Below are 11,177 nucleotides of genomic sequence, written 5' to 3' on the forward strand. Positions count from 1 at the left end.
TATGAGTAACACAGAACTTTACCTACTGTCAGCCCACGATTTGGCCGCGAAACTGGCGGCGAAAGAAGTCACCAGTGAGGAACTGGTGCGAGTGTTTGCCGACCGGATTGAACACCTCGATAAGGACATTCACGCTTTCCTCTTCGTCGACGTGGACGGGGCGCTGCAAACCGCTAAACAGGTAGACGCGGACCGTGCCGCCGGCAAGAAACTGCACCCTTTTGCGGGCGTGCCGATTGCGATTAAAGACAACATGGTGCAGCGGGGCAAGCCCACCACCTGCGCTTCAAAAATCCTGGAAGGTTGGCTGCCGCCCTATGACGCCACCATCGTGCTAAAACTCCAGGAAGCGGGACTGCCTATCCTGGGAAAAACCAACATGGACGAGTTCGCCATGGGATCGTCTACCGAGCACTCGGCTTTCGGCCCGACCCGCAACCCGTGGGATTTGGAGCGGATTCCGGGCGGATCAGGCGGTGGTTCGGCGGCCGCGGTGGGAGCTTTCATGGTGCCGTGGGCGCTGGGATCGGACACGGGCGGTTCTATCCGCCAGCCCGGGGCTGTCACCGGTACCGTGGGTGCGAAACCGACCTATGGGGCAGTGTCCCGCTACGGTTTGATTGCGATGGGTTCCTCCCTGGACCAGATTGGCCCGGTCACTCGTGACGTGCGCGACGCGGCGGCGCTGCAGATGATTATTGGGGGACACGATCCGCTGGATTCCACGTCTTTGGACGAACCGGTACCGGATATTACCGGAGCATTGGCCGACATTGGCACAGATGCGACCGGTCTGCGTGTCGGGGTCGTCAAGCAGCTGCAAGGCGAAGGCTACCAGGCTGGAGTGTTGCAGCGTTTCCAACAGGCTGTGGAGCGTCTGCAAAAGGCGGGGGCGAACGTAGTCGAAGTGGATTGCCCCTCTTTTGAGTACGCTTTGGCGGCCTATTACCTGATTATGCCGGCGGAAGTGTCGTCTAACCTAGCTCGTTTCGATGGGGTACGTTACGGCCTGCGGGTGTTGCCACAGGACGGTGAGGTCACCACGGAACGTATGATGGCGGCGACTCGTGAGGCGGGCTTTGGAGATGAAGTAAAGCGCCGCATTATTTTGGGTACTCACGTTTTGTCAGCAGGCTACTATGATGCTTACTACGGTTCGGCGCAAAAGGTACGAACCCTGCTGCAGCGTGACCTCGCGGCGGCCTTTGAACAGTGTGATGTGCTGCTCACACCCACCGCCCCGACCACCGCTTTCAAGTTTGGCGACAAACTCGACGATCCGATGAGTATGTACCTCAACGATGTGGCGACTATTCCCGCCAACTTGGCTGGGATTCCCGGTATTTCAATTCCTGCCGGAGTGGCCGCGGAAGACGGTCTGCCCGTAGGGGTACAGATTCTCGCTCCCACCCGTGGAGACGTCACCATGTATGAGGTGGCAGCCCGCATGGAAGCCCAACTGGCAAAGTCGAGTGAACCGATGCCGCCCTGTCCGGCCGCGGCATGGAAGGAGGGTGCGAAATGAGCGACAAGTTGATGAGTTATGACAAGGCTACCGAACGTTTCGATCCTGTTTTGGGGTTGGAGGTTCACGTTGAACTGGGCACGAAAACCAAGATGTTCGACGCGGCTCCCAATGCTTTCGGGGGCGACCCAAACACGTACATCACCCCGGTTTCCCTGGGTTTGCCCGGCTGCCTGCCGGTAGTCAATAAGCGAGCCGTGGAATACGCGATTCGGATTGGTTTGGCACTGAACTGCCAAATCGCAGAATACTGCCGGTTTGCGCGGAAAAACTATTTTTATCCCGACCTGACCAAGGCTTTCCAAACCTCCCAGTATGATGAGCCAATCTGTTACGACGGCTGGCTCGATGTCGAGTTGGAGGACGGTACCGTGTACCGGGTGGAAATCGAGCGTGCCCACATGGAGGAAGACGCCGGCAAGAACACGCATATTGGCGGAGAGGACGGCCGTATCCAAGGCGCGGACCACTCCCTGGTGGATTACAACCGTGCCGGAGTGCCACTGGTAGAAATCGTCACCAAACCCATCATCGGGACCGGGGATCGCGCCCCCGAGGTTGCCGCCGCTTATGTGCGCACCTTGCGGGATATTTTCCGGGCTATCGGGGTTAGTGAAGCCCGCATGGAGCGCGGCAATGTCCGCGCTGACGTGAACGTGTCCTTGCGCAATAAACCGGAGGATCCGATGGGGACCCGCACGGAAACCAAGAACGTGAACTCCTTTAGAGGCATCGAGAAAACCGTGCGTTACGAAATGCGTCGCCAGGCGGCAATCCTTGCCGAGGGCGGCAAAATCGTCCAGGAAACCCGCCACTACCACGCTGCGGACGGGACGACTTCTTCAGGCCGTGAGAAATCCGATGCCGAGGATTATCGTTACTTCCCCGAACCGGATTTGGTGCCTGTGGCGCCGAGCCGGGAATGGGTGGAGGAAATCCGCCAGAGTCTGCCTGAGCTTCCTGCCGTGAGGCGCAAGCGTCTGCAGGGCGTGTGGGGATTCACCGACATCGAAATGCGCGATATCGTCAACGCCGGAGCGGTGGACCTTATTGAGGAAACGGTTTCAGCCGGAACCGATGCGGGCGGGGCTCGCAAGTGGTGGATGGGCGAAATTGCGCGTTTGGCCAAGGGCGAGGAAAAAGACCTGGAGGAAATGCCGATTACTCCTGCCCAGGTGGCTGAGCTGCAAAGCCTCGTCGAGGACGGCAAGATTAACGACAAGTTGGCGAAACAGGTTATCGCTGGCGTTCTTGCCGGAGAAGGTAATCCTGGAGAGGTCGTGAAAGCGCGCGGCTTGGAGGTCGTTTCTGACACGGGCGCTTTGGAAACTGCCGTCAAGCAGGCGATTGCGGACAACCCGGATGTCGTTGAAAAGATTAAAGGCGGCAAGATGGCGGCTATTGGTGCGCTGATGGGCCCGGTTATGAAAGCCACCCGCGGTCAAGCCGATGCGGGGACGGTAAAGTCCCTGATTATGGCCGAACTTGGGTTGTAAACCGGTCTGATTTCCGGCTTAAATGTTTTGTTCCCGGACCGTTTGGTCCGGGAACAAAACATTTTTTAGAACTTACCTTTTGGGTCTATTTGACGTAGTCCTCGCCGGTGCCGTAATGCTCAATCACGTAGTCGAGGTCCTTATCCCCGCGGCCTGACAGGTTCACCAGGATTGATCCCGTCTTGCCTTTGCGGGCTTCCTTGATGGCATAAGCCAGGGCGTGGGAACTTTCGATGGCAGGAATGATGCCTTCCCAGCGGGAAAGCATGAACAGGGCTTCAATAGCCTCCTCGTCTCGAATGGTTACGTAGTTGACGCGCTCCATGTCGTGCAGCAGGGAGTGCTCCGGGCCAACCGAGGGGTAGTCCAGTCCGGAGGCGTTGGAATAGACCGGCGCGGGATTGCCTTTTTCGTCCGCGAGCATAATCGAGTTGAATCCGTGCATTACGCCTTCGCCGCCATAGGTAATGGAGGCCGCGTGATCGCCCAAAGCCGTGCCCCGCCCTTGTGGTTCGACCCCAAAAATCTCGACCGGGTCAGCCAGGAACGGCACAAACATCCCAATCGCGTTGGAACCGCCCCCTACGCAGGCCATCACTTTGTCCGGCAGGTGTCCAGTCTGCTCCATAAACTGGGCACGAGCCTCCACGCCAACGACCTCCTGGAAATCCCTGACCATGACCGGGAAGGGGTGGGGGCCGGCGGCAGTGCCGATGCAATAGATGGCATCGTGATATTCCTCGGAGTAAGCCATGAAGGCGGCGTCCACGGCCTCTTTCAGGGTCTTAAGTCCGAAGCTGACGGGGACGACGCGTGCGCCCAGTACCTTCATGCGCGCCACGTTCGGAGCCTGCTTGGCGATGTCGACCTCACCCATGTAGATATCGCATTCCAGGCCGAAGTAGGCGGCGGCGGTGGCTAGGGCCACGCCGTGCTGACCCGCTCCGGTTTCCGCGATGAGCTTCTTTTTCCCCATGTATTTAGCCAATAGGCCTTCGCCCATGCAGTGATTGAGCTTGTGCGCCCCGGTATGGTTCAGGTCCTCGCGCTTGAGGTAGATTTGGGTGCGCCCCAGTTTCTGGCTCAGACGCTGGCAGTGATAGACCGGGGTGGGCCTGCCCTGGAAATCTTTACGGATACGGCGCAGCTCGGCAATGAACTGGGCGGATTGGGCAATGGTGTTATAGGCTTCCGCGTACTCGTCAAAGGCTTTGACCAGCTCCGGGTCCTGCAGATAGTTGCCACCGTATTTGCCGAAGTATCCCTTTTCATCAGGGTATTCCTTCAGATAGTTGTCAAAATCGCGGTACTTATTCATCTCTTCCTCCAAAGTTTTCGCAATTCCATACTGAAACCGATTTGGTCCGAGCTTGGACCGGTCACAAGATAAAGGTACGCAGTTTTTCACCGCAAGTACAGTAGTGTCCAGTATTCGAGCAGATTTGTCTCATATAATGAATCGATGCCTGTTGGCGCTGGGTGTGGAGATTTTGACCTTCGGAGCGGGGAAGGGTAGTTTAATCCATCTTTAGGTTACATCTATTTTGCTTAATCAGCTCGAATTAGAATTGTCATCGTTATTTAAAAATCTCTATATAGCCTTTCTAATATAATTAATTAATACGTTTCGTTATTATTGCAAGGTTCTGAACTGCGGAAACGCCAGTTGTTAAGGTGAGGGTTTACAATCGAGACAAAATAGTTGACAGTTGTAATTAATATTTATTCATATCTGTTACTTATCCCGAAAGGAAAGAAACCATGAGTACTCAACCGGTAGTTAGTGATTGTGCAGTATCCGATTGCTCTTACAACCACGACGGCTGCCAAGCCACCGCGATGACCATGGGCACCAAGGGCTGCTCCACCTTTATTGCCTTGCCTCAGGTCGGAGGCCTCGGAAAACAAGCCGCGGTCGGGGCTTGCCAGAAATCCGACTGCAGCTTCAATGAGCACCTGGAGTGCCAGGCGCCTGCCGTCAAAGTTGGCGGAAAGACAGGCGAGTGCCTCACCTATAACCGCGCTGCTTAGATTTCCCCCATAAATTCATAAATCTGTGTGTGCGAACAGACGCTGGTTCGCGCACACAGCTGCATTTAAGGGTTTGGCTATTTTTGGACAATCGGTAACTCTGTGAGGCCAGTGTTGCTCCATTAGAATTCTGGCTATGTGTGAATTTCTTGATTTGCGTTCTTTGGCTGCCCGCGAGCTTCCAGCGTTGTGTGAATTCGGCATGAAATCAAAGGTTCCTGCCGGATTTGGTTATCTTGGGCCTGAAGGTGCGGTCATGCCCGAAATGGGAGCTCAACTGTGGATTAACTGCCGAATGACACATATGTTTTCGCTGTTTGCCCTGGCGGGAATCCATCCCGAACAATCCCGCGAACTGGCCGCGCACGGGATTCACGCACTGCGGGAATACTTTGTGGACCGGGAATATGGTGGCTGGTTTTCGTGGATTGACACGGAACTTGATGCATCGGGGCAGCCTCGCCCCAATCTTGAGAATGGACCCCGTAAGGAAGCCTATGCTCATGCGTTCGTGATTATTGCGGCCAGCTCAGCCACTGTCGCGGAAATTCCCGGGGCGCGCGAACTGCTGGACGAAGCCAGGCGCATCCAGGATGCTTACTGGTGGGACGAATCAGCGGGGAGAGCCCGAGAATCTTACGCTAGGGACTGGACAGAGCTGGAAGACTACCGCGGTGCGAACGCAAATATGCACACTTTGGAGTCGTGCCTGGCAGCTTTCGATGCGACTGCAGACACCGAATACCTGCGGCGGGGTGCGTCCATTGCCACAAAAATTATTAATGAGTCAGCGAGGAAATACGACTGGAGAATTCCCGAACATTACACCAGTAACTGGCGTATAGACCCTGATTACAACCGCGATAAGCCGAATGACCCTTTCCGTCCGTGGGGAGCCACGCCGGGTCACGGTTTTGAGTGGGCACGTCTGATCTTGCAGCTCCAGGCCGCAGCCGAGGCTGCTGGGTTAGATTTGAATTTGGATTGGGTTCACGAGGCCGCAGCGGGACTTTACCGTACCGCGCTGGCGGCGTGGGGTAGCGATGGCGCCGATGGGATTCCCTACACGACAGACTTCGAGGGCCGCCCGGTTTCCTCCCAACGGATGCACTGGGTCATTTGCGAAGCTATCGGGGTAAGCCTGATGATTTCTAAGCTCGCCGCTCGCTTCAGTTCAGATTCCCAACTTCCGCAGTTGGCCCAGCAGTGGGCTGACAAGTTTTGTGTTTACGCGCAAGACAAATTCATTCAACATCCAGGACAATGGTCCCATGAACTTGATGTGAATAATCAGCCCGCCTGCGTCACCTGGGTTGGAAAAGCGGACATTTACCATGCGGGACAAGCAATGTTCTTGGTTAACCTGCCGGCGCAACCGGGGTTTGCCGCGGCGTTGAAACATTCAAAATCCGCATGAAATAGGCTCAGAAATACTTGAAATATCAAAGATATCTGAGAATTGATACCGATTACACAAATTGGTAGACTTTCGTTCGGCTTTTGAACGTATTTACGCAAGAACTCGGTGTAATTGGCCAGACAGTGAAGTCTAGGAGCAGAAGTGAACGAATCTAAGGATGTAGGCAACATTTTAGAGATGCGCCATATCACCAAGGAATTCCCCGGTGTCAAAGCGCTTGATGATGTCAATTTCCAGGTCAAACAGTGCACTATCCACTCCCTGTGCGGTGAAAACGGTGCCGGTAAATCTACCCTGATGAAAGTGCTGTCTGGAGTATGGCCCCATGGAACCTATCAGGGGGACATCGTCTACCAAGGCGAGGTTCGCCGTTTTAAGAACATCCGAGAGTCGGAAGCAGCCGGGATTGGTATCATCCACCAGGAACTCGCACTGATTCCTGAACTCTCAATTGCCGAAAATATTTTCTTGGGCAACGAAATTAAGCAGGGCGTAGGCATAGATTGGTTCCAGACTAGAAAACGCGCCGTGGAATTACTTCGGGAAGTGGGTCTAGACGATGACCCGGATACCCCCATCAAAGAGATTGGGGTGGGCAAGCAGCAGCTGGTGGAGATAGCCAAGGCTCTGTCCAAGAACGTGAAACTATTGATCCTTGATGAGCCGACTTCCGCACTGAACGAGGAAGAATCGGCCCATTTGTTGGACCTGATGCGCCAGCAGCGTCAAAGCGGTATCAGCCAGATTATGATTTCTCACAAACTCAATGAAATCGCTGCTATTTCTGACGCGATTACCGTGATACGTGACGGAAAAACGATTGAGACTATGGAAGTTAAAGACGGCAACGTCGACGAGGACCGCATCATTCACTCCATGGTGGGTCGGCCTCTGGACAATCGTTTCCCCGACCGTGATCCGCATATTGGCGAAGTGCTGTTTGAGATCAGAGACTGGAGAGTGTATCACCCGGTCAATACCGAGCGGCTCATCTGTAAAAACTCGAATATCCAGGTACGCAGTGGAGAAGTCGTGGGCCTGGCGGGGTTGATGGGTTCGGGGCGTACCGAGCTGGCACGTTCAGTTTTTGGCCATTCCTATGGAATTTTTGAGTCTGGTCAAACGTTCATGGAAGGTAAAGAAATCTTTATGAGGTCGGTTCCAGCCGCTATTGAAGCCGGACTGGCCTATCTTCCGGAGGACCGAAAGGTGCAGGGGCTAAACCTTCTGGATGACATCAAAGGTGAAGTTATCTCTGCGAAACTAAAGAAAGCTACCGGCAACACCCTCGCGATTGATTGGCACACAGTCCGTCAGACGGCTGAGGAGTATCGCCAGAACTTGCGTATCAAGAGCCCTTCAATCGATAACCTCATATCGTCACTTTCCGGTGGAAATATGCAAAAGGTCGTGCTTGCTAAATGGATGTACACCGACCCGAAGGTATTGATTTTGGATGAGCCGACACGTGGGATTGATGTGGGCGCCAAATTTGAGATTTACACGCTCATCGGCAAACTTGCTGCCGCTGGAATCGGTGTCATCGTGATTTCTTCCGAACTTCCGGAGCTACTGGGCATTACAGACCGTATCTATACGATTTTTGAAGGAAAAGTCACCGGTGTATTCGATACGAAAGATGCCGACCAAGAGTCGCTCATGCGTCTCATGAATCCCACAACTTCTAAATCCGGCAGTGCTGCCGCCTAACAGGGAGGATAATTACCAATGCCAGCATTGAAACAACTACTAGGCGGCAACCTGCGCCAATTGGCTATGGTTATCGTCTTGATTCTGGAAATTCTTTTATTCCAGTTCCTGACGGGTGGTACCGTTCTTTCTGCTCAAAACTTGCAAAACGTCCTTTCTGGAAACACCTACGTGCTGATTCTGGCGATGGGCATGGTGCTGGTGATTATCGCTGGACACATCGACCTGTCAGTTGGTTCGGTGGCGGCCGTAATTGGCATTGTGCTGGCGAAGGTCACGTCTGAGCAATCCGGAGCGGGGTTGCCTTGGTGGCTTGGCATCGGTGTCGCGCTGATTGTGGGTGTGATTATCGGTAGCTGGCATGGATTCTGGGTTGCCATCGTGGGGGTTCCCGCCTTCGTTGTGACCTTGGGCGGTATGTTGTTGTTCCGCGGGATGAACCAGTTTATTGGCAAGTCCCTGTCGATTCCTGTTCCGGATCAGGTGAAATTCATCGGTGCCGGCTATATGAATTGGTTGCCGCCTATAGCCATAGGTAATTGGATAATTAACTCGGAAACCATCATCTTAGCCATGATTGCCGCTCTCCTGATGGTGTTCATGCGCACCCGCAAGCGTGTCCGTCTGGCGAAGGCTGGAGCAGAACTGCCCGCTAGCTGGATTTTTGTGGTTCAGGTGGTCTTTACTTGCATTATTATCCTGCTGTTTGGATGGATTTTTGCGACTGGACGACCGGGGACTTCCCTGCCTATCTCTGGCATCATCGTGATTTTGCTGTTCCTGTTCTACAACTTCCTGTCTCGCAACACTCCTCTTGGGCGAGGCATCTACGCCGTAGGCGGTAACCGCGTGGCCGCGGCATTAACCGGTATCTCGGTGAGGAAAGTGAACTTCTTTGTAATGTTCAACTCCTCGGTCCTGGCAGCTATCGCGGCGGTGTGCTTCGTGGGACGTTCCGGAGCATCTACACCGTTTGATGGCAACTTATGGGAGCTTGATGCCATCGCCTCCGTATTTATCGGTGGCGCTTCAGTCTGGGGCGGTATTGGTACTTTGGGCGGCACCATGGTGGGTGCTTTGGTGATGGCTTTCCTGAACAACGGTTTGCAGCTGCTTGGCGTGGGCACAGACTGGACTCAGATGATTAAAGGTCTGGTGCTGCTTCTTGCTGTAGCCTTTGACGTACTGTCCAAGAAACAGGGCAAACCTTCGATTATTGGCCTATTCAGTGCCACTCGCAAACGTAACCAAGCATCGTCCGACACGGTGCTTGTGCCTGAAAATGACTCGAAAAAAGAATCGCCTGAGCAGGAAGCGAAGGCCTAATTAGTCACAAAGAACTTGGGCAACTGCCCAAACCTGGGGCACCAGGACTCGACACAAAAGTGAGGTAGCCATGCAAATAATCAAGAGAATCGCCGTTCTTGGCGCCGCTGGCGCATTGGCGTTCGCACTGTCAGGCTGTGCAGGCAATGCCGGCAACGCTGATAAGTCCGGAGACGACGCCGGGGCAAGCAGCTCGACTGGTCTGGATTTGGGCATCTCTATGCCTCAAAAGACCTCTGAGAACTGGGTAGAAGCCGAGAAGTACTTCAACGACCTGTGCAAGAGCGAGGGCCTGAAGTGCTCGGTTCAATTCGCGAACAATGGTGTTTCTGAACAGCAAAACCAGATTGATACGATGCTCACCAATGGAGCGAAGGCTCTAATCATTGGCGCTATTGACGGCACCTCCTTAGGTAATCAGGTGCAGAAGGCTGCTGATGCTGGCGTACCCGTCATTGCTTACGACCGCCTGTTGATGGCAACTGAGAACGTCGACTACTACGTTGCTTACGATAACTTTGGCGTGGGCGTGAAGCAGGGCGAGGCTTTGCTGAAAGGCTTGGAAGCCAAGAAACCTGGCGGCCCGTGGACCATCGAAGTGGTAGCGGGTTCTAACGATGACTCGAACTCAGCGAAGTTCTTTGATGGAGCCATGTCTGTGTTGCAGCCCCAGATTGATGCTGGCAAGGTGACAATTGGCTCAGGACAGAACACTCAAGCTCAGGCAGCTACACAGGGATGGGATCCCAAGAACGCCCAGAGCCGTATGGATGCTATTCTGGCCCAAAATTATCCCGGCGACAAGGTTCCGGACGGTATCCTCTCCCCGAATGACACGCTGGCTCGCGCTGTCCTGTCCTCTTGCGAACAGGCTGGCAAGACCCTCCCGGTCGTGACCGGTCAGGACTCTGAGATTGAGTCTCTCAAGTGGATCATGCAGGGCAAGCAGTACTCCACCATTTCCAAGCCGACCAAGCCGTTGGTAGAAAGCGTTGTGGCTTTGGCTCAGAAGCTCTTGAAGGGCGAAAAGGACGTGAAGGACCTTAACGGCATGGCTGTGGATGACAAGCAGTACGACAACACTAAGAAGGTTGTCCCGGCCTTCCTGTTGCCTCCGGTGGTGGCAACGAAGGACAACGCTGCGGAAGTTTACAAGGACGAGCCCACAAAGCTGGAAGCGGTTAACTCTGTGAAGTAGTCCTTTAGTTTAGGATTTTGGCCTGCTAGACCGAGACCCTACTCTATGTAGATTTGGTTGCGGTCCCGTCGTATCCGGCGGGGCCGCAGCTGTTTAATGACTGTCTGTCCTGCGTGCCAACATTCTTGGTGTAGCCGGTGCTGCAATCCAAGTGGCTCTATCTGCGCCAACATATATGGTATGTTATTTTCCGACACGCCCGGGATGTGTGAATAGGGACTCAGATTTGCATTCTCCGAAAGTGACGTGTATAGTTTTATCTGTTGCGCACTTTTGCGGTGAGCAACGCCCCGATTGTTGAAATCTCGGTGAAAACTGGGATGGATCGGTGAGTGGGTTTGTTGGTTTTGATCTCGATAGCGTTTTGTTTTTTGTTTACGCGTTTTTTGGTGCCCTTTTTTGGGTGCTTTTGTTTGTGTTTTTGCGGTTTTCTGATTTGATGAGGACCGTGTTTGTCAGGTTTTTCTGGCT

At 54.0% G+C, this 11,177-nt stretch carries 9 protein-coding genes; 7 read left to right on the forward strand and 2 right to left on the reverse strand.

The window, feature by feature from the left end; all coding sequences use genetic code 11:
• Position 1 precedes the first annotated feature (1 nt).
• Positions 2-1,525: an Asp-tRNA(Asn)/Glu-tRNA(Gln) amidotransferase subunit GatA gene (gene gatA / locus SPI05_RS00375; RefSeq protein WP_321075099.1), complete on the forward strand. Its 1,524-nt coding sequence runs from the start codon at positions 2-4 to the stop codon at positions 1,523-1,525.
• The gene (gene gatB, locus SPI05_RS00380; protein WP_297346576.1) at positions 1,522-3,021 is read left to right on the forward strand and encodes an Asp-tRNA(Asn)/Glu-tRNA(Gln) amidotransferase subunit GatB; all 1,500 of its coding nucleotides are present in this window, start codon (positions 1,522-1,524) and stop codon (positions 3,019-3,021) included. Before gatA ends, gatB begins: the two co-directional genes overlap by 4 nt.
• An 85-nt stretch (positions 3,022-3,106) precedes the next feature.
• Here gatB and trpB read toward each other — a convergent pair whose 3' ends face one another.
• The gene (gene trpB / locus SPI05_RS00385; protein WP_307741344.1) at positions 3,107-4,339 is read right to left on the reverse strand and encodes a tryptophan synthase subunit beta; all 1,233 of its coding nucleotides are present in this window, start codon (positions 4,337-4,339) and stop codon (positions 3,107-3,109) included.
• Between the two features lie 443 nt (positions 4,340-4,782).
• Between trpB and SPI05_RS00390 the strand changes: the two genes are divergently transcribed.
• The 5 genes from SPI05_RS00390 (at position 4,783) to SPI05_RS00410 (ending at position 10,706) form a co-directional block, all read left to right on the forward strand.
• Entirely contained in the window at positions 4,783-5,052 is a 270-nt protein-coding gene (locus SPI05_RS00390; RefSeq protein ID WP_295027378.1) for a hypothetical protein, read from the forward strand.
• Between the two features lie 136 nt (positions 5,053-5,188).
• Complete coding sequence (locus SPI05_RS00395) at positions 5,189-6,469, forward strand: AGE family epimerase/isomerase (protein WP_321075104.1); 1,281 nt, start codon at positions 5,189-5,191, stop codon at positions 6,467-6,469.
• A gap of 180 nt (positions 6,470-6,649) precedes the next feature.
• Entirely contained in the window at positions 6,650-8,182 is a 1,533-nt protein-coding gene (locus SPI05_RS00400) for an ATP-binding cassette domain-containing protein (protein ID WP_321075118.1), read from the forward strand.
• 18 nt (positions 8,183-8,200) lie between these two features.
• Positions 8,201-9,508 (forward strand): ABC transporter permease subunit, encoded by a 1,308-nt coding sequence (locus SPI05_RS00405; RefSeq protein ID WP_321075106.1) that lies wholly within the window; start codon positions 8,201-8,203, stop codon positions 9,506-9,508.
• Between the two features lie 70 nt (positions 9,509-9,578).
• Positions 9,579-10,706 (forward strand): sugar-binding protein, encoded by a 1,128-nt coding sequence (locus SPI05_RS00410; protein ID WP_321075108.1) that lies wholly within the window; start codon positions 9,579-9,581, stop codon positions 10,704-10,706.
• Positions 10,707-10,962: 256 nt separating this feature from the next.
• Here the strand turns inward: SPI05_RS00410 and SPI05_RS00415 are convergent.
• A partial coding sequence (locus tag SPI05_RS00415; RefSeq protein WP_321075110.1) for a hypothetical protein occupies positions 10,963-11,177 on the reverse strand: 215 nt, incomplete at its 5' end.

This window comes from Mobiluncus sp. (genome assembly GCF_034180645.1).
Lineage (GTDB): Bacteria > Actinomycetota > Actinomycetes > Actinomycetales > Actinomycetaceae > Mobiluncus.

What these genes read in the sequence shown, in the direction of transcription:
- gatA (WP_321075099.1), top strand. Translation starts at nt 2, where the DNA reads ATGAGTAACACAGAACTTTACCTACTGTCAGCCCACGATTTGGCCGCG.
- trpB (WP_307741344.1), bottom strand. Translation starts at nt 4,339, where the DNA reads ATGAATAAGTACCGCGATTTTGACAACTATCTGAAGGAATACCCTGAT.
- SPI05_RS00400 (WP_321075118.1), top strand. Translation starts at nt 6,650, where the DNA reads ATGCGCCATATCACCAAGGAATTCCCCGGTGTCAAAGCGCTTGATGAT.
- SPI05_RS00390 (WP_295027378.1), top strand. Translation starts at nt 4,783, where the DNA reads ATGAGTACTCAACCGGTAGTTAGTGATTGTGCAGTATCCGATTGCTCT.
- gatB (WP_297346576.1), top strand. Translation starts at nt 1,522, where the DNA reads ATGAGCGACAAGTTGATGAGTTATGACAAGGCTACCGAACGTTTCGAT.
- SPI05_RS00410 (WP_321075108.1), top strand. Translation starts at nt 9,579, where the DNA reads ATGCAAATAATCAAGAGAATCGCCGTTCTTGGCGCCGCTGGCGCATTG.
- SPI05_RS00395 (WP_321075104.1), top strand. Translation starts at nt 5,189, where the DNA reads ATGTGTGAATTTCTTGATTTGCGTTCTTTGGCTGCCCGCGAGCTTCCA.
- SPI05_RS00405 (WP_321075106.1), top strand. Translation starts at nt 8,201, where the DNA reads ATGCCAGCATTGAAACAACTACTAGGCGGCAACCTGCGCCAATTGGCT.